This window comes from Curtobacterium sp. 320 (assembly GCF_031455235.1).
Classification (GTDB): domain Bacteria; phylum Actinomycetota; class Actinomycetes; order Actinomycetales; family Microbacteriaceae; genus Curtobacterium.
Window position 1 is genome coordinate 408,600 of the sequence record NZ_JAVDSI010000002.1, and the last position, 21,847, is coordinate 430,446.

At 72.8% G+C, this 21,847-nt stretch carries 20 protein-coding genes and 1 tRNA gene; 10 read left to right on the forward strand and 11 right to left on the reverse strand.

Going from position 1 to position 21,847, the window contains the following annotated elements:
* Positions 1-18 precede the first annotated feature (18 nt).
* The 3 genes from J2X60_RS05320 to J2X60_RS05330 are packed head-to-tail and all read right to left on the reverse strand — an operon-like array spanning position 19 to position 2,680.
* Entirely contained in the window at positions 19-1,269 is a 1,251-nt protein-coding gene (locus tag J2X60_RS05320; protein WP_309886699.1) for an FAD-dependent oxidoreductase, read from the reverse strand.
* A gap of 39 nt (positions 1,270-1,308) precedes the next feature.
* Entirely contained in the window at positions 1,309-1,779 is a 471-nt protein-coding gene (locus J2X60_RS05325) for a DUF6264 family protein (protein WP_309886700.1), read from the reverse strand.
* 10 nt (positions 1,780-1,789) lie between these two features.
* Entirely contained in the window at positions 1,790-2,680 is an 891-nt protein-coding gene (locus J2X60_RS05330) for a CoA ester lyase (protein ID WP_309886701.1), read from the reverse strand.
* A gap of 130 nt (positions 2,681-2,810) precedes the next feature.
* On the opposite strand from J2X60_RS05330, the gene J2X60_RS05335 reads away from it, so the two are divergent.
* The 3 genes from J2X60_RS05335 (at position 2,811) to J2X60_RS05345 (ending at position 7,580) form a co-directional block, all read left to right on the forward strand.
* A complete protein-coding gene (locus tag J2X60_RS05335) occupies positions 2,811-6,677 on the forward strand; it encodes an AAA family ATPase (RefSeq protein ID WP_309886702.1) in 3,867 nt (1,288 codons plus the stop codon).
* 65 nt (positions 6,678-6,742) lie between these two features.
* The gene (locus J2X60_RS05340) at positions 6,743-6,973 is read left to right on the forward strand and encodes a hypothetical protein (RefSeq protein WP_309886703.1); all 231 of its coding nucleotides are present in this window, start codon (positions 6,743-6,745) and stop codon (positions 6,971-6,973) included.
* 19 nt (positions 6,974-6,992) lie between these two features.
* Complete coding sequence (locus J2X60_RS05345; protein WP_070417866.1) at positions 6,993-7,580, forward strand: CDP-alcohol phosphatidyltransferase family protein; 588 nt, start codon at positions 6,993-6,995, stop codon at positions 7,578-7,580.
* Between the two features lie 146 nt (positions 7,581-7,726).
* On the opposite strand, the gene mscL is transcribed toward J2X60_RS05345, so the two are convergent.
* The 3 genes from mscL to J2X60_RS05360 form a co-directional block, all read right to left on the reverse strand.
* A complete protein-coding gene (gene mscL, locus J2X60_RS05350; protein WP_070417867.1) occupies positions 7,727-8,230 on the reverse strand; it encodes a large conductance mechanosensitive channel protein MscL in 504 nt (167 codons plus the stop codon).
* Positions 8,231-8,302: 72 nt separating this feature from the next.
* A complete protein-coding gene (locus J2X60_RS05355) occupies positions 8,303-8,623 on the reverse strand; it encodes an FmdB family zinc ribbon protein (RefSeq protein WP_309886704.1) in 321 nt (106 codons plus the stop codon).
* A gap of 1 nt (position 8,624) precedes the next feature.
* Positions 8,625-9,209, reverse strand: a complete 585-nt coding sequence (locus tag J2X60_RS05360) for a 5-formyltetrahydrofolate cyclo-ligase (RefSeq protein WP_070417869.1) — start codon at positions 9,207-9,209, stop codon at positions 8,625-8,627.
* 114 nt (positions 9,210-9,323) lie between these two features.
* Between J2X60_RS05360 and galU the strand changes: the two genes are divergently transcribed.
* From galU to J2X60_RS05380, 4 genes are all read left to right on the forward strand, one after another.
* Complete coding sequence (gene galU / locus J2X60_RS05365) at positions 9,324-10,214, forward strand: UTP--glucose-1-phosphate uridylyltransferase GalU (protein ID WP_022907539.1); 891 nt, start codon at positions 9,324-9,326, stop codon at positions 10,212-10,214.
* Positions 10,215-10,284: 70 nt separating this feature from the next.
* Positions 10,285-10,944 (forward strand): GNAT family protein, encoded by a 660-nt coding sequence (locus J2X60_RS05370; protein ID WP_309776990.1) that lies wholly within the window; start codon positions 10,285-10,287, stop codon positions 10,942-10,944.
* A gap of 130 nt (positions 10,945-11,074) precedes the next feature.
* Positions 11,075-12,184 (forward strand): hypothetical protein, encoded by a 1,110-nt coding sequence (locus J2X60_RS05375; protein ID WP_229085779.1) that lies wholly within the window; start codon positions 11,075-11,077, stop codon positions 12,182-12,184.
* A gap of 51 nt (positions 12,185-12,235) precedes the next feature.
* Positions 12,236-12,308: transfer RNA gene (locus J2X60_RS05380), tRNA-Ala, on the forward strand.
* 58 nt (positions 12,309-12,366) lie between these two features.
* On the opposite strand, the gene J2X60_RS05385 is transcribed toward J2X60_RS05380, so the two are convergent.
* Positions 12,367-12,750 (reverse strand): hypothetical protein, encoded by a 384-nt coding sequence (locus J2X60_RS05385; protein ID WP_309886705.1) that lies wholly within the window; start codon positions 12,748-12,750, stop codon positions 12,367-12,369.
* A gap of 73 nt (positions 12,751-12,823) precedes the next feature.
* On the opposite strand from J2X60_RS05385, the gene J2X60_RS05390 reads away from it, so the two are divergent.
* Positions 12,824-13,864, forward strand: a complete 1,041-nt coding sequence (locus J2X60_RS05390; RefSeq protein ID WP_309886706.1) for an amidase domain-containing protein — start codon at positions 12,824-12,826, stop codon at positions 13,862-13,864.
* 188 nt (positions 13,865-14,052) lie between these two features.
* Here J2X60_RS05390 and J2X60_RS05395 read toward each other — a convergent pair whose 3' ends face one another.
* Positions 14,053-15,252: a hypothetical protein gene (locus tag J2X60_RS05395; protein ID WP_309886707.1), complete on the reverse strand. Its 1,200-nt coding sequence runs from the start codon at positions 15,250-15,252 to the stop codon at positions 14,053-14,055.
* Between the two features lie 125 nt (positions 15,253-15,377).
* Here J2X60_RS05395 and J2X60_RS05400 point away from each other — a divergent pair, with 125 nt between their 5' ends.
* A complete protein-coding gene (locus tag J2X60_RS05400; protein ID WP_309886708.1) occupies positions 15,378-16,226 on the forward strand; it encodes an alpha/beta hydrolase in 849 nt (282 codons plus the stop codon).
* A 73-nt stretch (positions 16,227-16,299) separates the two neighbouring features.
* Here J2X60_RS05400 and J2X60_RS05405 read toward each other — a convergent pair whose 3' ends face one another.
* The 3 genes from J2X60_RS05405 to J2X60_RS05415 all read right to left on the reverse strand — a co-directional run bounded on the left by J2X60_RS05405 (position 16,300) and on the right by J2X60_RS05415 (position 20,246).
* Complete coding sequence (locus tag J2X60_RS05405; protein ID WP_309886709.1) at positions 16,300-18,189, reverse strand: glycoside hydrolase family 2 TIM barrel-domain containing protein; 1,890 nt, start codon at positions 18,187-18,189, stop codon at positions 16,300-16,302.
* Between the two features lie 76 nt (positions 18,190-18,265).
* Complete coding sequence (locus tag J2X60_RS05410) at positions 18,266-18,721, reverse strand: MaoC/PaaZ C-terminal domain-containing protein (RefSeq protein ID WP_309886710.1); 456 nt, start codon at positions 18,719-18,721, stop codon at positions 18,266-18,268.
* A 4-nt stretch (positions 18,722-18,725) separates the two neighbouring features.
* Positions 18,726-20,246 carry a CHAD domain-containing protein gene (locus J2X60_RS05415; RefSeq protein WP_309886711.1) on the reverse strand — a complete coding sequence of 507 codons (1,521 nt, stop codon included), beginning with the start codon at positions 20,244-20,246 and terminating at the stop codon, positions 18,726-18,728.
* Positions 20,247-20,431: 185 nt separating this feature from the next.
* Between J2X60_RS05415 and J2X60_RS05420 the strand changes: the two genes are divergently transcribed.
* Positions 20,432-21,703, forward strand: coding sequence for a phosphotransferase (locus J2X60_RS05420; protein WP_309886712.1), 1,272 nt, complete (start codon positions 20,432-20,434; stop codon positions 21,701-21,703).
* The last annotated feature ends 144 nt before the right edge of the window (positions 21,704-21,847 follow it).

Consider the following 21,847-nt stretch of genomic DNA (forward strand, 5'->3'; position numbering starts at 1 on the left):
GACGGGTCGTGTCCAGGGTCAGCGCCGTGCCCAGGCGGGGGCGTGCTCAGGGAGCGGTCCGAAGGCGATCCCGCGCGCGTAGAGGCCGCGGACGGGCGGCACGTACCGGGCGAGCAGGACGGGGAGCCGCGGCGGGCCGGCCTGCAGGGCCCCGGCGAAGGCCCGCTCGAACACCACGCGGTGCAGGAACGCCTGGGCGGTCTGGACGACCACGGCCGGCGGGGTGCGCCGGCGCTGCACCGCGGCGAGGGCACGGTCGAGGTCCGCGCCGCGGAGCCCCCGTCCGAGCGCCGGCGCCAGGATCGCAGCCGTCGCGACCGCGTCCTGCACCGCCAGGTTGATGCCGACGCCGCCCGCCGGGGACATGGCGTGCGCCGCGTCGCCGATGCAGAGCAGTCCCGGGCGCCACCACCCGGTGAGCCGGTCCATCCGGACGTCGAGCACGTGCACGTCGTCCATCGACGCGATCGTGTCCACGCGGCCCGCGAAGTCCGGTCGGAGCCGCGCGACCCGGGCCCGGAAGGACTCGACCCCGGCGGCGCGGAGGGCCGCGTCCGACCCCTTCGGCGCGAAGTACGCGACCTGGTGGTAATCGGGCCGCGGGAAGCTGAGCAGGACGTCGGTGCCGGAGAACGCCGGGACGAGCGCGGTCGTCGCGTCGCCGGGCTCGCGGGGGAGCCGGAACCACCACGTGTCGAACGGCACCGGGAACGACCGCGGGTGGAGGCCGGCGGCGCTGCGCAGCACCGAGTCGCGGCCGTCGCAGGCGATGACGACGTCGGCGCGGAGTTCCTCGGTCACGCCGTCCGGATCGCGGTACGGCGCCAGGTGCACGCCCGTCACGACGCCGTTCTCCTCGATCGTGTCGGTGGCCGCGAGACCCATCGTGATCTCGAACGAGGGCTCCTCGCGGGCGGCGGTGACGAGCAGGTCGAGCAGGTCCCACTGCGGCACCATCGCCACGTGGTCGTACGGCGGGCGCAGGCGCGAGAAGTCGCCGAGGAGCGCGCGCGAACCGTCCGGCATCGGCAGGGAGAAGTCGTCGAGGCGTGACTGCGGCAGGGCGGCGAACCGCTCCCCGAGCCCGAGCTCGTCGAGCAGCCGGATCGTCGAGGCGTGCACGGTGTCACCGCGGAAGTCCCGGTTGAAGTCGTCGTGCTTCTCGACGAGCCGGACCGCGATGCCGGCACGGGCGAGGAGCAGGCCGAGGACGACCCCGGCGGGGCCGCCACCGACCACCGCGACCGTCGTCCGCGAGACCGTCACCATGCCCCGGACGCTACCCCGGTCCGGGCCGGACCGCAGGCGTCAGGCTGTGGGGGAGACCGAGGAGGACGCCGAGCCGCCGTCCGCCGCCCCCGCGAAGACGACGCCGCCCCACGTGATGACCACGATCGCGAGCACGAAGCCGATCGCGGCGATCCACCACGACGACCGGCGGCGGATCCACGCGCCGATCGACAGGACGATCGTGGCGACGCCGATCACGAAGGCACCGCCGACCGCGATCGCGGTCCCACCGATGTAGCCACCCGGGGTGCAGCCGGTGGCGGCGTCGCACGTGGCGGTCGCCGAGATGACGGCGATGATCCCGACGACCGCGGTGACGACCGTCATGACGGCGCCGAACGCCAGGAGCAGCACGGTCGAGATCCGGTCGGCGAGCTTCCCCGGCGGGAACAGCGTCGAGCCGCCCTGCTCCCACGTGGCCCGCTGGGCGCCGGTGGGGTCGGAGGGTGAGGACTGCGGCGGACCGCCGGGCACGTTGGACCAGGTCATGGGTGCAGTCCTACCGCGCCTCGACGCCGAACGCCTGTGCGAGGCGCTGGATCTTCTGCGCGCGACCGAGTCTGGGCAGGTCGGAGCCGTCGCGGATGACCCGGCCGCGGGCCTCGAAGTCGTCGAGGAAGTCCTGCGCCCAGGCGACGTCGGTCGGCGTGGGGGAGATGACCTCGTTGATGACGGGCAGTTGCTCGGTGTCGAGGCACAGCTTGCCGGTGAGCCCGAGCGAGACCGCGACCTGCGACTGCTCGCGGAGGATCGGGTGCGAGGACCCCACCGTCGGGCCGTCGATCGGGCCGGGCAGGTCGCCCACGCGGGAGGCCACGACGAGCTTCGACCGCGGGTACGCCATCGCGAGCGTGTCCGCGCTCGTCCCGGTGTCCCGCCGGTAGTCGCCCGAGCCGAACGCCAGCCGGAACGCCCCCTGCGCCTTCGCGATGGACACCGACTCCTCGATGCCCAGGGCCGACTCGACCAGGGCGATCACCGGGGTGTGGCCGCCGAGTCGGTGCCACGTGTCGGTGACCTGCGCCGGGGACTCGGTCTTCGCGAGCATGACGCCCTGCAGCCCGGGCAGCCCGCGGAGCTCCTCGACGTCGTCCGCCCAGAAGTCCGTCGTCACGTCGTTGATCCGCACCCAGGCCTCGCCGCCGCCGGCCAGCCACGCGGCGACGCCCTGGCGGGCCGACGGCTTGGCGGCGGGGTCCACCGCGTCCTCGATGTCCAGGATGATCTGGTCGGCACGGGACCGCTGCGACTTCTCGAACCGATCGGTCGCGGTGCCGGAGACGAGGAGCCACGAACGGGAGATCTCGGCGGGGACCGATCGACGCCGGTTCGGTGCGGGAGCGGACTCCGGCGCGGGGGTGGAGGGAGCGGTGCGGTCGTCGATGGCCATGCCCCGTTGGTACCACACCGGCGCGCCCGGTCGCGCATCGGCGGGGGCCGGAAAGTCCGAAACCTCGGTTCATTGCCAGAGTGCCAGCCCGCTTCCGCCTACAGTGTCGGATGTGTGGCGAGCGGACAGGGTGACCGACGGCGAGGACGACGTGAACGACGACGTCCCCGTCGAGGGCGCCGACGCGCCCGCGGACGGGCGTGACGGACAGCAGGACGGGCGCGACGGACAGCAGGGGGAGCAGGACCGACGGGGGCAGCAGGAAGAGACCGCCGTGACGGACGAACCCGACCGCACCCTGCGCCCGGAACTGCAGCTCACGAGTCCGCAGGCGATCAGCCTGGGTGATCCGCGCCTCCAGGCCGGCAACGCCGCCGAACCCGTCTGGGACGTCTGGCGCGGGCAGCTGACCGGCGTCGGCGGCACCAGCCCCCTCACGCACTTCGCCGACCACCCCCGGGCCCGCATCGAGCTCTCGACGACGCACCCGGGTGGCCTCGCGCAGTTCATCACCGGCAAGACGACGCTGCTGTCGAGCCTGATCCGTGACGAGGTGGCACTCCGGGCCGCCCGCATCGCCGCCGGTCACGTCGAGGCCAAGGGCACCGAGCTGTCCACCGTGCGCGGCATCGACGCCGTGAAGCTCGGCATCGGCATGGCCGACTGGCAGCACGGCGACGAGCAGTTCCGCGGCCCGGTGCTGCTGCGCCCGCTCGCGATCCGTCGGCACGGCCGCGACTTCGAGGTCCGCCTGCTCGGCGAGCCCGTCCTCAACCCCGGCCTCGCCGACGCGCTGCACGAGCAGTTCGGCGTCATCCTCGACGCCCAGTCCTTCGTGGCGCTCGCGCAGCAGGACGGCTCCTTCACGCCGAACCCGGTGATCGACCGGCTCCGCGGGCTCACCGCGCACATCCCGGGCTTCTCGGTGCACGCACGCCTGGTCGTGTCCACGTTCGCCGAGGTCGCGACCGGGATGGTCGAGGACACCGAGGACCTGTCCCACCCCGTACTCGACGCCCTCGCCGGCAACCCGAGCGCCAAGTGGCAGGTCGAGCAGTCGTACCACCCGGTCGAGCAGACCCCGTCGGACGAGCGGAGCCCGGAGACCGACACGCTCCTCCTCGACGCCGACGACGAGCAGGAGAACGTGATCGCGCAGATCACGGCCGGCAACTCGATCGTGGTGAAGACCCTCCCGGGCACGGGTGGCACGCAGACGATCGTGAACGCGCTCGGCGGCCTCGTCGCGGCGAACAAGCGCGTCCTCGTGGTGAGCCCGCGCCGTGCGACCCTGCGCGGCATCGCGGCGCGGTTCTCCGAGGTGCAGCTCCCCGGCGTCGCCGTGACCCCGGGCACCCTCCGTCGTGACGTCGTCCGTGCGATCGCCCGCAACGAGAAGGCCTCGCGTCCGAACCTGCGCGAGGTCGACGACGCCCTGGTCCGGCTCCGCAAGGTCCTCAAGGACTACCGCGGCTCGCTGACGCGCGTCGACCCCGACTTCCGCGTCTCGGTGCTCGACTGCCTGGTCGAGCTGTCGCGCCTGTCGCTGCTGCCCGTCCCGCCGTCGACGACCGCACGCCTGTCGAAGACCTCGGTGACGAGCATGGTCGAGGGGCGCTCGCGCGTCGCCGAGACCATGGTCAGCGCCGCGAACCTCGGCGAGTTCCGCTACGGCCCGGACGACTCGCCCTGGTACGGCGCGAAGTTCTCCTCGAGCGACGGGGCCCAGCGCGCCCACCGGATCGCGAAGGACCTCGACGCCGACGGCCTGCCGACCCTGCTCCGCCGTGCCCACGACCTCGTCGCCACGACGCACATGCGGCAGTTCACGACGATCAACGAGCTCGGCATCTACCTGCGCCTGCTCACCGAGATCCGTGACACCCTCGACCGCTTCCTGCCCGTCGTCTTCGATCGCTCGGTGTCCGAGCTCGTGGCCGCCACCGCCCCGCGCGGCGAGGGTGCGCCGATGTCGAGCACGAACCGGCGCCGGCTGAAGAAGCTCGCCCGCGAGTACGTCCGCCCCGGTGTGCACGTGTCCGACCTGCACGAGGCGCTGACCCGCGTCCAGCAGCAGCGCGTCCTCTGGCAGCGCTACGTCGCCGCCGGCGTGAACCCCGAGGTGCCCACCGGCATCGCGGACGTCCAAGTGCTGTTCTCGAACGTCGTCGAGGACCTCGCGCGCCTCGACGAGCCGCTGGGTCGCACCGCCCGCGAGACCCAGCTGGCGAACGTCCCGATCGACGAGCTCGTCCCGACGATCGCCCGCCTCGCCGAGGAGTCCGACGTCCTGCACAACCTGCAGGAGCGGACCGAGCTCATGCAGACCCTGCGCGACCTGCAGCTCGAACCGCTCATCACGGACCTGGCGAACCGGCACGTGCCGGACACCCACGTCCCCGCCGAGCTCGAGCTCGCGTGGTGGCAGTCCGCCCTCGAGACGATGCTCGAGTCCGACCGGGCCCTGCTCGGCGCGAACACCGACATGCTCGACCGGGTCGAGGCCGACTTCCGGCTCGTCGACGACGCGCACGCGGCCGGGGTCTCCCAGGGCCTGGCGTGGCAGCTGGCCGAGAACTGGAAGGTCGGACTCGTCGACTGGCCGGACGAGGCCACCGCGCTGAAGACCCAGCTGCGGGACGGCGCGATCACCTCGCGTCTGCTGCAGGACTCCGCGCCGCACCTGTCCCGGTCGATCGCGCCGGTGTGGCTCGCGTCGCCGTACGAGGTGTCGCAGATCGCCGACACGATGCCCTTCGACACCGTGATCCTCGTCGACGCGGGCGCCGTCACCATCGCCGAGACCGTCGGGGCCGTCCGCCGTGCCCGTCAGACCGTCGTGTTCGGCGACCCGGTCACGCAGACCCCGTCGCCGTTCCGGATCGCGGTCGACCCGGCGCACCGCGCGCTGCAGGTCGACGAGGGCACGCTCGACGCCTTCCACGCCGACTCCGCGCTCGCGAAGCTCTCCACGCTGCTGCCGACCCTGTCGCTCACCCGCTCGTACCGCGCCGGCGGCGAGGACCTCGCCGAGCTCGTCAACCGTCGCTTCTACGGCGGACGCATCGAGTCGCTGCCCTGGGCCGGTTCGTTCCTCGGGCACGGCTCGATCGCGCTCGACTACGTCAGCGACGGCAAGGCCGTGCCGGACCCCGAGTCGGGGGCGGTCGAGAGCGTCGACGCCGAGGTGGACCGCGTCGTCCGGCTCGTCATGGACCACGCCCGCACCCGTCCGACCGAGTCGCTCATGGTCATCACCGCCTCGGCGAAGCACGCCGTCCGCGTCGAGCAGGCCGTGCTCACCGCGGCGCAGGGGCACAAGGACCTCACCGAGTTCGTCATCGGCGACCGGGCCGAGCCGTTCATCGTCGCGACGCTCGAGCAGTCCGTCGCCCAGAGCCGCGACCGCGTCGTGTTCTCGATCGGCTACGGTCGCACCCCGCACGGCCGTGTCCTGCGCGACTTCGGTCCGCTCGGCAAGCCCGGTGGGGAGCGCCTGCTCGCCGTCGCGATGACAAGGGCACGTCGCTCGATGGTCATCGTCACCTGCTTCCAGCCGTCCGACATCGAGGCCGAGCGGATGGGCCACGGCACCGTCGCCCTCGCCGAGATCCTCGCCGAGGTCCGTGCGCGCACCACGGCCGAGTACGTCCCGGACGACTCGGATCCGCTGCTCGTCGACCTCGCCCGCCGGCTCGAGATGCGGGGCATCCCCGTCGCGCTCGGCCACCGCGGCAAGCTCGGCCTGGTCGCCGCGCACGGTGGGGTGTGCGTCACGATCGAGACCGACGCGACGCTCGTGAAGGGGTCGCTCCGCGAGTCGCTCCGGCTCCGACCCGAGGTGCTCCGCCGACTCGGTTGGCACTACGTGCGCGTGCACGCGTTCCAGCTCTTCTCGGACCCGGACCGCGTCGCGAACACCGTCGCCGCCGTGCTCGGGGTCGACCGCGGTGCCACGCAGGAGATCTCGATCCCGCCGATCCCCGCACGCCGGTGACTCCTCGGCCGAGCCGGCGGGCCTCCCGGCCGGCCGGTCCGGTGACGCCCGAGACGGACCAGCTGGTGGGCACGTGGACGCGGGCCGACGACCCGTCGTCGGCCGCGCCTCCCGTCCCAGGAGCAGCGCAGGACCGTGAGCCGGACGACCGCCCAGGAGGCGCGGCTCGCCCCCGCAGACGCGTCACCACCCAGCCGGTGCCGGGCTACGACCCGGTGGCGCAGCCGGAACCGGCCCGCCACCGCGACGGGGAGAACGACGACCAGCTCCGGCGCGACGTCCCGCCGCACTGGTGAGCAGGTAGCCTGTCCTGCGATGACTGACACCGTGCGGGAGCGCCCCGACTGGCAGACCTGGCCGAACCTGATCTCGCTGTTCCGGCTGCTGCTGATCCCGGTGTTCGTGTGGCTCGTCGTCGCTGGACACCCCGGCTGGGCACTCGTCGCGCTCGTCGTCATCGGGGTGAGCGACTGGGCGGACGGCTTCATCGCTCGCAAGTTCGACCAGGGCTCGAAGCTCGGCAAGGCGATCGACCCCGTCGCCGACCGACTGGCGATCATCGCGATCGTGCTGTCGCTCGTGCTGACCGGCTTGCTGCCGTGGTGGGTCGTCGCCGTCGTGGTGCTCGTCGACCTGGTGCTCGTCGTGCTCTCGAGCGTGCTGTTCCACGGCAACCCGGACCTCGACGTCACGTGGACCGGCAAGATCCGGTCGGCGCTGCTCTTCGTCGGGCTGCCGGTGCTGCTGTTCTCCGCGGTGCACACCGTCGACGAGAACGCGCCGTGGGTCCGCGTCGTCGCCCTCGTGTTCGTCTACCTCGGGACCGCCGGGCACGTGCTGGCGGGCGTCCAGTACGCGATCGCGATGTTCGCGAAGCGGCGCGAGGTGTCGGCCGCGCGCTGACGCCGGCCGCGCGCTGCGCCGGCCGCGCGCTGCGCCGGCCGCGCGCTGGCGCCGGGTGCGCGCTGGCGCCGGGCGCGCGCACAAGCAAAACCCGCCCGAACCACGTGATCGCGTGGTTCGGGCGGGTTTCGGTTGTGCGGGAGCAGCTAGAGCTTCGTCGTGCCGCCGATACCGGGACCCTCGGGAGCGGTGGACGGCGCCACGTGCGCACCGCCGCCGGTGTTCGCGGGCACGCCGTTCTGCGAGCGGAGCAGGTCGCGGATCTCGAGCAGCACCTCGACGTCGGTCGGCGGGACGTCCTGCGGCGTCTGCTCCTCGTCGTTCTTGACCCGCTCAAACGCGACCTTCTTGAGGTGGTTCACGGGGAGCACGAGGGCGAAGTACACGACGGCCGCGACGATGACGAAGTTGATCACCGCGCCGATCACCGAGCCGAACATCAGCGTCGCCGGCTTGCCGCCCGCCACGGTCGGGATGTCGACCTTGAGCGCGTCGTCGAGGCTCGACGCGTTGAACACCGCGCCGATCGCCGGGTTGATGATCGCGTTCACGATGACGGTCACGATGGCGGTGAACGCTGCACCGATGACGACTGCGACGGCCAGGTCGATGACGTTGCCGCGGAGCAGGAACTCCTTGAAGCCCTTCACGGGACTCCTTCCGGGTCGAGGACGGCCGCCGGACGGCGACCCCATCAACCTACCGAGGAGTCCGGACCCCGGTCAGGACCCGGCGGGCTTCGGCGTGGTCGAGGCAGCGGGCTTCGCGGCTGCGGGCTTCGACTCGGTCTTCGCCGGCGCCGAGGACGAGGACGACGAGGACGACGACTCGGACGAGCCCGACGACTCCGACGAGCCCTTCGGCGCCGCCCGGGAATCGGTCCGGTAGAAGCCGCCCCCGTTGAACGTCACCCCGACCGGCGAGAAGACCTTGCGCAGCACGCCGCCGCACGCCGGGCACTCGGTGAGCGTGGCGTCGGAGAACGACTGCTTGATGTCGAAGGCGTTGCCGCACTCCGTGCAGCGGTACGAGTAGGTGGGCACCCTAGCTCCGGAAGGTGATGATGCGCGACGGCGTGATGATGCCGTCGACGGGTTCGTCGTGGGTCTCGCGCGGGACCTCGTCGAGGTACTCCGCGTCGAAGATCACAGCATAGACGGGCGGGCGGTTCGCCATCGACCCGAGCGTCTTGTCGTAGTAGCCGCGTCCCCAGCCCATCCGGACGCCGTCGTGTCCCACCGCGGCGGCGGGGGCGAGGATCGCGTCGACGTCGTTGATCGCGAGGGGGGAGAGCACCTCGCCGACGACCTCGGGCACGCCGGCCAGTCCCTCGGCCTCGGAGGCGCCGTCGCCGACCGCCCAGTCGAGCAGGCCGTCCTCGCGGGTGATCGGCAGGAGCACCCGGATGCCGCGCTCGAACGCCCAGTTCAGGAACGGGCGGACGTCGGGTTCCTCGGGTGCGGAGAGGTACAGCGCGATCGACTCGACCTGGCGCTCCTCGGCGAAGCGCTGCAGGGTCGCGGTGAGCGCCGCGGTGTCGGTCTCGCGTTCGGTCGTGGTCCGGGTGCGCCGCCGCTGCCGGAGCTCGGCTCGCAGGGCGCGCTTCTCGTTCCCGAGATCGGCGATCATGCCGAGGAGTCTACCGAGGGCGCGTCTTGCGGCTTTCCGCCGCCGAGCGCGAGAAGCCGTGTCCTCCGTAGCGACGACATGCCCCCTCCAGGGGTCATCCGATACCGTCCAGGCATGGGCTTCCAGATTTCGAAGGCCGTGATCCCCGCCGCAGGCCTGGGCACGCGCTTCCTCCCCGCCACCAAGGCGATGCCGAAGGAGATGCTCCCCGTCGTCGACAAGCCGGCCATCCAGTACGTGGTGGAAGAGGCCGTCGGCGCAGGGCTCACCGACGTGCTGATGATCACGGGCCGCAACAAGAACGCGCTCGAGAACCACTTCGACCACGTGTCCGAGCTCGAGGAGACCCTCAAGAAGAAGGGCGACCACGAGAAGCTGCAGAAGGTGAACCAGTCCACGGACCTCGCCGACATGCACTACGTCCGCCAGGGCGACCCGCTGGGCCTCGGCCACGCCGTGCTCCGCGCCAAGATGCACGTCGGCCGCGAGCCGTTCGCCGTGCTCCTCGGTGACGACATCATCGACGCCCGCGACCCGCTGCTCAAGCGCATGATCGAGGTCCAGGGCGAGAAGAACGCCACCGTCGTCGCCCTGCTCGAGGTCCCGGAGTCGCAGACCCACCTCTACGGCATCGCCACGGTCGAGGAGACCGACACCGACGACGTCGTGAAGATCACCGGCCTCGTCGAGAAGCCCCCGCAGGGCGAGGCGCCCTCGAACCTGGCCATCATCGGCCGCTACGTCATCCGTCCCGAGGTCTTCGACGTCCTCGAGAAGCAGGAGCCGGGCAAGGGCGGCGAGATCCAGCTGACCGACGCGCTCATGAAGATGGCGAACGCCGAGGAGTGGACCGGCGGCGTGTACGGCGTCGTGTTCCGTGGACGCCGGTACGACACCGGTGACAAACTCGACTACATCAAGGCGATCGTCCAGCTCGCCTCGGACCGCGAAGACCTCGGCCCCGACCTCAAGTCGTGGCTCAAGGAGTTCAACGCGGGCGAATAGACGACCCGTCGCCGAACGGGTCCGGGGAACACCCCCGGGCCCGTTCGACGCTCCCGGAGGAACCAGCGCGATGACGACGATCCCGACCCTGTCCCACGGGCGGGTCACCATCCGGCCCCTCCGACTCCGCGACACCCGCGACCTCGACGTCGCCCTCGCGAGCAACCGCTCGTGGCTCCGCACGTGGGAGGCCACGAACCCCTCCGGTCACGTCTCCACCGACGTCCGTGGCAGCATCCGCGCGCTCCAGGCCAACGCCCGCGCGGGGCTCGGACTCCCGTTCGCGATGGAGCTCGACGGCCGCTTCGTCGGGCAGCTCAACGTCTCCGGCATCACGTACGGCTCCCTGGCCAGTGCTTCGATCGGCTACTGGGTCGTCGAGGACGCCGCCGGCCACAACGTCACGCCGATCGCCGTCGCGATGGCGGTGGACCACTGCTTCCGCGTGGTCGGGATCCACCGCATCGAGATCTGCATCCGTCCCGAGAACGCCCCGTCGCTGCGGGTGGTCGAGAAGCTCGGCTTCCGGTTCGAGGGGCTCCGCCGCCGGTACATCCACATCAACGGCGACTGGCGCGACCACTTCTGCTTCGCCCTCGTCGCCGAAGAGGTCCGCGAGGGCGTCCTCGAACGCTGGGTCCGCGGCCAGGTCCCGCCCGGCGTCGGTTCGGTCCCCCTCGCGGCACGCGACGAGGCCGCGATGCCGCTGCACACCACGCCCCGCGTCTGACCCGCGGGTCCGGTCCGTCCGGCGGGGCGGCCCGGGAGGCGCGGCTCACCCCCGGTGATTTCGTCGCGACACGCGCAACACGCGTCCGGCAATCACCGGCCGGGGGAACGCCCACCCCTACCGTGTCCCCATGGCAGGTATCGGCTCCTGGGGCGGCGGCATCGTCCTGCTCATCGCGGCCGTGCTCTGGCTCGTCTACCTCATGCCGTCCTGGGCGGCCCGTCGGCAGTACCTCGCGACCGAGCGGAACGCGATCCGGCTGCAGCAGACCCTCCGCATCCTCGCGCAGACCGCCGAGCTGCCGGACGAGGTCCGCATCGAGATGAACGCGAAGTCCCTCGCCGAGGCCCAGCGGGTCGCGAAGTCGGAGGAGGCGAAGCGCACCGCGATCGTCCGCGCCCACGAGGCCGCCCGGCAGCGGGAGATCACCCGACGACTGGCCGAGCAGGCACCCGTGCTCGAGCGGGCCTCGGCGGTCCCCGCACTCACCGCGATGCGCATGCGTCGGTCCCGACTGGGGGCGACCCTGCTCGGCACGCTCGGCCTCGTCGTCGCGGTCGTCGTGTTCGTCGCGGCCCCCGCCGCCTGGCTCGTCGGTGTCGCCGGCCTCGTCGCCGCCGGTGGGTCCGCAGCGGTCCTCGCCCAGCTGCACCAGGTGGCGAAGGCGCGGAAGGCCCGGACCGCGACGGTCGTGCCGGAGTCGAGCCGCGCCTCCAGGCCCGCGAGCGAGTGGACGGACCCGGCGCCGCCGCTGTCGACCGAGCAGCCCGCCGAGCCCGCTCGTGACCGCAGCTGGACGCCGAACCGCGTCCCGAAGCCGCTGTACGTCGAACGCCCGAAGGTCCCGGCGGCCACGCCGGAGTCCTCGGCGGAGCTCGCCGCCCGCCTGAAGGAGCGGGTCGCCGCGGCCAAGGCGGAAGCCGAGGCCGAGGCGGCCGCGATCCGTGCCGCCGAGACCGACCCGTCGCTCGCGCGGGTGTCGCCCATGCGCCCGGACGTCGAGGAGGCCGTCGCGTCGCTCTCTGCGCACGACCAGGGACGGCTCGCCGAGCGGCTGGGCCTGCGCGCGCCGGCCGGGACGGGAACCCCCGTCGCGCAGGCCGCTCCCGCTCCGGAACCCGCTGCCCCCGCCGCGCCCCCGGCGCCGCCGAGCAAGTGGGCCGGCATGGGTGTCCTCGGCGAGGACGCCTACGAGCAGGCGGACCTCGACGCCATCATGCGTCGCCGCCGCGCCGTCTGATCGCCCGATTTCGGATCGGGCGGACGCGGGTGCTAGTGTGGACGCGTTCTCGGGGCTATGGCGCAGTTGGTAGCGCGTCTCGTTCGCAATGAGAAGGTCAGGGGTTCGAATCCCCTTAGCTCCACTCCGAGACAGAAGGCCACCCGATCGGGTGGCCTTCGTCGTTCCCGGGCGGGCCCGGGTCAGCCGGGGACGCTCTCCGTCAGGATCCCGGCCTGGGCGAGCTCGCCGTGGATCGCGTTGGCGGCCTGCTCGAAGGCGCGGTTGCCGCGCGAGATGCCGAGCGCACCGCCCTTGAGCGCCGACTTGCCGGCACCGCGCAGGAGCCGCGCGACCGTCCGACCGTCCGGCGTGACCATGATCTGGACGTCGAGCCGGGTGTGGAAGGTCCGGTCGTTCGCCATGCCGCCGATGAGCAGCGTGATGCCCATGCTGCCGCGGGTGGCGCGGAGGGCTCCCTGCTCGCCGTCGTCGACGGTGTAGCCCTCGCGGACGAGTGCGCCGCGGACGAGTGCGCGGACGTGGTCGGGGGCGGCTGCGACGAAGAAGTCGTGGCTCTCGGGCATGGGTGGTCTGATCCTCTCGACGGTGGTTCCTGCCAGAGATCATGCCGTGTCGTCGCCTACCCTGGGAAGCACCATGACTGCTTCCCTGACGCGCCGCTCCCTGCTGTCCCTCGCCGGCGTGACCGGCATCGGGCTCGCCGTCGCCGCGTGCTCGTCGGGGGACGGCGGCACGGGCAAGGGGTCCGGTGGTGGCGCGAGCAACGGTGGCGGTTCGACCACGCCCACCGCGAAGCCCGTCGCGAAGTCGCTCAGCCCTGCGCAGGTCCCGCTCGCCGGCGGTGTGACGATCACCGTCGCCGGCTCCGGGCTGGCAGCGGTCACAGGCGTCACGGTCGGGGGCATCGCCGCGCGAGACGTCAAGGCGACCGCCACGAAGGTGACCTTCACGGCACCGCACCAGGCGATGTACACGGCGGGGTCGGCGGACGTCGCGCTCTTCACGACCGCGATCGAGCCGTCACCGTCCGCCAACCAGTCCTCGGACGGCAACGGCAGCGCCGCGAACGACGGGCAGACCGGGGCGACGCAGGACTCCGCGACGGCAACGCCCACACCGACCACCGCGCCCGTCCCGGACGCCTCGACGGCGGTCGCGACCTCGACCCTGGCCTACGCGGCACTGACCGACGTCGACCGGCAGCTCGAGTACGCGATGGCGCACTGGAAGGACTACAACCTCGCCGAGTACGGCACCATGAACCCGATCGGTGGCGACTGCGCGAACTACGTGTCGCAGACCTTGATCGCCCGCGGCTGGCAGCAGCGCTCCGACTGGTACAACCGCTCGGCCGGGGCGGAGCACTCGGCGACGTGGACCTACTGCCCGACGATGGACCCGTGGCTGACCGCGAACGCCGCGGAGTTCGGGCTCACCCGCCGCTCCCTCGACGAACGCGACAAGGTCAAGGTCGGCGACATCGTGTTCTACGACTGGAACGACAACGACTCGCCGGACCACACCACGATCGTGTCCGAGGTGTTCACCGAGCCGGACGGCACGGTCCGGATCAAGTCGGCGAGCCACAACCAGGACGGGCCGTACCGCGACCTCGACGAGATGATCACCGTGCAGCACCCGGGCGGGACCGCCTGGTTCCACACGTTCGACGCGTAGCGCCGGCGCGCGCCGGGGTCGCGGGTGCCTGGTGGTGCTCGCAGCCGGTTCGGCGGGGCAGCGCACAACGCAAGTGCGCTCGAACCGCGGCAACCCCCGGCGCGGAGTGACTTTGGTTGTGCGCGCCGCGCCACGCCGAGCCGGGCCGCGCCGAGCCGGGCTGCGCCGCACCCGCGCCGCGCCGCGCGTCAGGGGTACCCGAGGAACCAGAGCAGCACGACGGCGACCGGCTGCAGGCACACACCCACGACGAGCCACACGACCGCCCGCCGCCGCGTCCGCACGAACACGTCCGACCCGAGCAGCGGCGCCGTCGGCATGAGCAGCCGGGGCAGGGACTGCTGCGGCAGGAACACCGCCACGAGGTACAGCGCGTACGCCGCCGTGAACGCCCACACGTCCACCCCGAGGGCCCGGACCGACCTCCGCGTCCAGAACCACACCGCCCCCGCGAGCACGGCGACCACGAGCACGATCCCGAGCGGCCCGAGCCACGTCCCCGCCATCGTGAACCACGGCGAGAGCGGCGCGAAGTGCTGCCGCCCCACGAACCCCACCCACCACGACAGCTCGGTGTCGAGGTACGCGTTCGGCCGACCCGTCACGGCCGAGGCGATCACCGGCCACGCCAGCCCCGCCGCAGCCACCACCAGCCCCGACACGACGATCGCCACGGCGTCCCGCACCGGGAGCGCCCGTCGCTCCTGCACCCACCGCACGACGAGGTGCACCGCGAGCCCCACGGCCAACGCCAGCACCCCCGGCTTCGTGAACGCGGCCACGAGCCCGAGCGGCGCGACCAGCCAGTAGCGTCGGCGAACGAGCGCCAGCAGGGCCCCGAACAGCAGCAGCAGGAACGTGCTCTCGGCGTAGGCCACCTGCAGCAGGAATCCGGTCGGACCGAACGCGAACAGCGCCGTCGCCCACCGCGCGCGGTGCGAGCAGCCGACGGCGAGCACCAGCCGGTAGAGCAGCACGCACGCCCCGGCCCCGGCGAGCGTCGCCACGAGCACCCCCGCGACCCAGAACGACCCGCCCGTCAGGGGCATGACGGCGCGCACGAGCGTCGGGAACACGGGCAGGAACGCCCAGGCGTTCGGGAGGACGTGCCCCGAGCCGTCGAGCGGCAGCGTCGTCGGGTACCCGTGCTCCGCGATGATCCGGTAGAAGGACGCGTCCCACGACCCCGAGAACGTGAAGAAGGACGGATCGCGGCGGGACGACGCGAACGGCCAGCCGTTCGCCGTCGCCACGAAGTAGACCGTCGCGAGCAGGACCGTGCTGACCACGCGCGAGGCCAACCACAGGAGCAGGGGAGTGGTCCAGCCGCTGTGGCGCGCCTCCAGGGCCGGCCTGGAGGCGCGGCTCGTCTCACCGGCGCTCGTCACCGCCCGATCCTCGCACGTCCACGGCATGCGGCCGGTGTCCGCAAGGCGTACGCTTCCAGCCTCGGTGAGGGCTCGCGGCGTTGCATGGTCGGCGTTCCCTGGAAGACGCAACCACCGGAGGCACCATGCCGTTCATCACCGTCGGAGCCGAGAACGGGCACGACATCGACCTGCACTACGACGACTTCGGATCGGGCGACCCGGTCGTCCTCATCCACGGCTGGCCCCTGTCCGGCCGCTCGTGGGAGGGCCAGATCCCGGCCCTCGTCGAGGCCGGGCACCGGGTCGTCGCGTACGACCGTCGTGGCTTCGGGCAGTCGTCGCAGCCGTGGGGCGGGTACGACTACGACACGTTCGCCGCCGACCTCGACACACTGCTCGACCAGCTCGGGCTGACCGAGGTCACGCTGATCGGGTTCTCGATGGGTGGCGGTGAGCTCGCGCGCTACGTGTCCACCTACGGCACGGGCCGGGTGAAGAAGCTCGTGTTCGCGAGCGCGGTGCCGCCGTACCTCTGGAAGTCCGACGACAACCTCGACGGCGGGGTCGACCAGGACCTCGCCGACTGGTTCTCGAACGGGATCACCGGGGACCGCCCCGCGTTCCTGCACGAGTTCGTCGACCTGTTCTACACGGCGGGCAAGCCCTCGCTCGTGAACAAGCCCCTGGTGTCGGGCGACCAGCGCGCGTACGACCTCGCGATCGCCGAGCTCGCGTCGCCGAAGGGCACGCTCGACTGCACCGTCGCGTTCGCCACGACGGACTTCCGCGACGACCTCACCAAGGTCGACGTGCCGACGCTCGTGATCCACGGCGACTCCGACGGCATCGTGCCGTTCGAGGTGTCCGGCAAGCGGACCGCTGCGGCGATCCCGAACGCGCAGACCCACGTCATCGAGGGCGGGCCGCACGGGGTGCTCGCATCGCACAAGGACGAGTGGAACGAGGCCGTCCTGCGGTTCCTCGCCTCCTGATCCGCGCGTCTGGTGAGCAGGAACGGTCGGGTCCCATCGTCGGACCCGACCGTTCCTGCTCACCTGCGGCGCGTCAGCGACCGATGACCGCGCGCCGGATCTGCTCGATCGGCACCTTCGGGGTGCGGTCCGCGTTCAGCAGGCCGTTCGTCTCCTGCATCGTGTCCGTGAGCTGCGTCCAGCAGGACCCGGCGAGGAACGAACTCGCGCGGATCGCGTCGTACAGCGCCGTGATCCGCGCGACCCAGTCGTCGCCGTCGGCCGCGGTCGTGTAGCCCCAGCCGTCCTCGCGCTGGACGCCGGGCTGGTAGTTCACGCCGCCGAACTCGGTGAGCATCACCGGCTGCCCGCGGTCGACCGCCCCGCCGACGAGGATGCGCCGGTCGGCCGGCCCGATTCCCTGCACCAGTGTCGTGCGCGCCGCGTCGTCGGCGTAGGTCGCCGCGAGCCGGGAGCCGTCGCCCTCGTAGTCGTGGACGGTGATGATGTCGGATGCGACGTGCTCCCACCCGTCGTTCGAGATCACCGGCCGTGTGGGGTCGATCGCCCGCGTGACGTCGGCCAACGACCGCGCGTAGGCCTGCTGCGCGGGATCGGTCGCGATGTGCTGCACGCCCCAGCTCTCGTTCGCCGGGACCCACGTGACGATCGACGGGTGCGACGCGTCGCGCTCGACGGCGTCCATCCACTCGCGCATCAGCCGCTGCACGGCCCGCGGCGAGAACGCGTACGCACCCGGCGCCTCGCCCCACACGAGGATGCCGAGCCGGTCCGCCCAGTAGAGGAAGCGCGGGTCCTCGATCTTCTGGTGGTTGCGTGCGGCGTTGAAGCCGAGCTCCTTGATGAGCTCGACCTCGCGGCGGAGCGCCTCGCGGGAGGGGGCTGCGATGTGCGAGTCCGGCCAGTACCCCTGGTTGAGGACGCTGCGGACGTCGTAGCTCCGGCCGTTGAGGAGGAACGCGCCACCGTCGACGCCGACGGTGCGCACGCCGAAGTAGGACGCGACGGCGTCGATCGGGGTGCGGTCGCTGCCGGATCCCAGCAGGGTGACCGTGGCGTCGACGAGCCGCGGTGCCTCCGGCGACCAGTGCAGTTCGTCCTCGGCTTGGCCGTTCGCCTGCCGGGCGATCGGGACGAGCACGTCGAACTCGTTCGCCGTCGCACCGAGCGTGGTCTCGATCGTCGCGAGGTCTTCGTCGCGCTCGTCCCAGCGGGCGTCGACGCGGAGGCGCTCGCCGCTGGTCCGGACTCCGGCGAGCCGGACGGTCAGGCGGAGCGTCTGGTGGTCGAGGTTGGTCCAGCGGAGGTACTCGATCGACGTGGTCGGCACGGCCTCGAGCCAGACGGTCTGCCAGATGCCGGTGGTGCGGCGGTACCAGATGGCGTGCGGGTCCTCGTGCCAGTCCTGCTTGCCGCGGGGCTGGGTGAGGTCGTGCGGGTCGTCCTCGGCGCGGACGACGAGGGTGTGCACGGCGTCGGAGGCGTCGCCGCCGCTGCCGGTGCCGGTGGCGGTCAGGACGTCGGTCACGTCGAACGAGAACGGCGTGTGGCCGCCCTCGTGCTCGCCGATGAACTGCCCGTCGATCCAGACCCGGGCGCGGTGGTCCACCGCGCCGAAGTGCAGCAGGAGCCGGGGTGCTGCGTCGCCGTGTCCGGCGGCCTCGAGCTCGGCGCGGCCGATGGTGCGGGAGTACCAGACGACGGGGTGGAAGCCCGGCTCGTCGATACCCGACGCGACGGACTCGGGCGGGAACGGGACGACGATGTCCCGTGCGTCTGGGAAGCCGGTCCGCCAGGCGGGGTCGTCGCCGTCGTTGCGGAAGGACCACGTGCCGTCGAGGTCGGCCCAGTGCGGGCGGAGCATCTGCGGCCGGGGGTACGTGCCGTCCTGCCGGGAGGCGAGCGGGAGGGCCTGCGGGGAAGCGGTGTCAGGTGCGGCGACGATGCCGTCGAGCGTGCTCATGCCTCCATGCTGGCGCGGCGGGTACATCGTTGTAAAGAGCGCGGAGATGATTCCCGCCGAGTGCCCGCCCGGCCCGTCAGACGATCGCGGCGTCCCGCGTCAGGACCATGACGTCCATGCGCCCCTGCTGCACGGTCTCGCCCCGCTGGTTCCGGAGCGACACCGTCCGCTCGACGATGCCCGTGGTCCCGGAGCTCGTCAGCCGCGTCGACAGGATCTCGACCTCGCACGTCAGGGTGTCCCCGATGAACACCGGCGCCGTGAAGCGCCACTGGTCGATGCCGAGCAGCGCGACGGCCGAGCCCTCGAACACCCCGGTGCGGGCGATCAGCCCGAGGCAGAGCGAGGTGCCGAGCAGCCCGTGCACGACCCGCTGGCCGTATCGGGTCCTGGCGGCGAACTCGACGTCGGTGTGGACCTGATTGTTGTCGTTCGTCCACGAGGCGAACGACACGACGTCCGCCTCGGTGATGGTCCGGCCCGGGGTCGTGAAGATCTGTCCGGCGGCGAGGTCTTCGAGGTAGTGCGGCACCCGGTCATCCTCGCAGACCGGTCGCCACGCGCGACCGCAGGCGGGCGACGAGGTGCTCGGCCCGGTCCCGCTCGCGCTCGACGACGGCGTGCTCGGTCGTGGCGAGGACCCCGGCGCCGAACGTGTCCGCCCCGCTCCTCGCCGCGAGGGTCGCCAGCTCCCGGTGGGCCGCGGTGGCGTGCGCCGCGTCGAGTACCTCGCCGAGGCCGTCCTGTACCCGCCGCAGCAACCCGAGGCGCCGCTTCCCGAGGTCCGTCGCCTCGTCGGCGGCTTGCAGGGCGTAGCGCAGGCGCCGCGCCGCCTTCCGGACCTCGTGCAGGTCGTCGAGCGTCTCGGTGCCGCCGTCGATCGCCTTCGCGACCCGCTTCCGCTCGCGCGCGATCCGGTGGACGGCGAACGCCTGGGCGTCGTCGTCGGCGTGCGGTCCCCGCGGCACCCGGGCGACGAGGTCGTCGAGGCGGTCCAGTGCCCGGAACCACGTCGCCGAGCGCAGGGTGTGCCGGAGGTCGGCGGCCGCCGCCGCGCGGGACTCGGCGACGTGCGCACCGATCCGGTCGAGGGTCTCGGCGTCGACGAAGCCCTCGGGAGCGCGGCCGGCCGTGCGGAGCAACCGGTCGCGCAGGACCTCGGCGTCGCGGGCGACACCGGCCACCCGCGAGACCTCGGCCAGTTCGGCGCGCAGGGGTTCGGTGGCGTCGCGGTCGAGGGCACCGCGGTACGCGGCCAGCACGCTCCGCAGCCGACGCAGGACCTTCCGGAGGTCGTGCACCGACCCGTGCTCGTCGGCGCGCACCCTCGGGTCGACCGCGACGAGGTCCGCGCGCAACGATCGGAGCACCGCTCGCAGGGCAGCTGCCGCGGAGCCCCGTCGGGGGCGTGCCGCCGTCCCCTTCCGACGCTCGGGGGCGGCACGGAGCGCAGAGTGCCCGGCCCCGTCATTAGAGAGCCCGGCCCCGCCCCGGGCGCCACCACCCGCCCCGGGTTCCGCCGCGTCCGCCAGTGCCCGCTCCGCAGCCCGGTACACCGTCCCGCCCCGCCCGTCGTCGCTCAGCGCCCACCACCGAGCCGACCGGAGCACCGCGGCGTCGGGCTCGCCCTCGTCCACACGGACGTCGGCCACCTCAGCGCGGAGCCGCCCGTCCCGCCCACGCAGCTCGACGAGGGTCGTCACCGTGTCCCGCACCCGGACGACCCGGACCGGGCGGCCGCGCAGGAAGACCTCGACCACGTCGCGCGGCACGTGGTCCGCATCGTGGTCGTCGCCGCCGTCGAGGTCCGGGGGCACCTCGACCGGTCCGTCACCGCGGTCGACGCTCCACCCGGCGTCCGACCGGAGGAGCTCGACGCCCTCGGCCGCGAGGGCCCGGTCGTCGGTGTCCCACAGGTGCTCGCGCAGCACCACGGGACCGTGCCGGTGGACGCGGTCGGCGAAGGGTTCGAGGGCGGGCAGTCGCCGGTCGTCGGCGATGCGCCACGTGCGACGGGGGTCGGTGCGGCCGAACGGCTCCGGGTGCGGGGTCTGCATGCCGTCAGTGTCGTCCGCCGCGGGGCCCTCGTCACCGGGCCAGCCGCGTTCTGTGGATGCCGCACCCGGAACGACGCCCTGTGGAGGACAGCGGTCGACCCGAACCCAGCGCCCCACGACCCCAGCGCCCCGCGCCCCACGACCCAGCGCACCACCCTCAGCCCCCGGCGCGTACGGTTCGCCCCATGAGCGACGAGGCACCCGTCCCCGCCCCCGGCGAGCCCACCGACCGCACCCTCGAGGGCTGGATCGCCCACCAGCGCTGGTACACGGCGAAGGGCACCACCCCGCGGCTCCGCACCCTCGCGCAGCCCGCCGGTACCCGCCTCGTCCTCGACGACGCCCCGACCGGCCCCGTCCTCTACCAGGCGCCGGTCAGCCCCGACGCGACCGGGACCGTGCACGACGCCACCGCCGATCCGGACTGGATCCGGTCCCTCGCCGCGCGCATCGACGCCGACGACGAGAGTCTCGTCCCGATCGGCACCGTCCGGCGGTCCCGGGTGCTCAGCGGCGAACAGTCGAACACCTCGGTGATCTGCGAGACGGACACCGGCGCCGAGGTCATCGTGAAGGTCTTCCGCGTGCTGCACCACGGCGACAACCCGGACGTCACCACGCAGCTCGCCCTCTCGGCCGCGGGCAGCGCCCGGGTGCCGCGCGTGTACGGCGCGCTCCGCGGGAGCTGGCCGGACCCGGGGCGCTCCGACGGCACCGCGAGCGGGCACCTCGCCTTCGCCCAGGAGTTCCTGCCGGGGCTGCAGGACGCCTGGCGCGTGGCGCTCGGCGACGCCCGCGAGGGCATCCCCTTCGCATCCGACGCCGAGCGGCTCGGGCTCGCGCTCGCCGAGGTGCACCGCACCCTCGCCGACGCCCTGCCGACCGAGCCCGCCGACGACGACCGCCGTGCCGCCGCGATCGCGACGATGCACGGCCGGCTCGACGCCGCGGCACGCGAGGCCCCGGCGATCGCCCCGCACGTCGACGCCGTCCGTGCGGTCTACGCCCGGGCCGCCGACGCCGACTGGCCCGACCTCCAGCGCATCCACGGCGACCTGCACCTCGGACAGGTGCTCGCCGCTCCGGAACCCCGCGGCTGGGTCTTCCTCGACTTCGAGGGCGAGCCGCTCCGGCCGCTCACCGAGCGCTCCCTGCCGGACGTCACGCTCCGGGACGTCGCCGGCATGCTGCGCTCGTTCGACTACGTCCAGGGGTCGCTCGCCCAGGACGCCGAACCCGTCGACGCGGGGGAGTGGGCGCAGGACGCCCGGTCGGCGTTCCTCGACGGCTACCAGCAGGGGACGAGATCGGACCTGCGTGCCCACCGGGAACTGCTCGACGCGTTCGAACTCGACAAGGCCGTCTACGAGGTCGTCTACGAGACCCGGAACCGTCCCGACTGGGTCGGGATCCCGCTCGCCGCGGTCACGCGCCTGGTCGCGCGCAGCGCGGCCTGACCGACGGACCGAGAGCTGCGGCCCTGGACCGGACCGGATGACGGACGGGAGGCGCGGGGGCCCCCCGCCCCCCCCCCCCCCCCCCCCCGCCCGTGCGGCCCCGCAGGGTTCGGGGGCGCGGTACTAATCGCCCCGCGCCGCGCC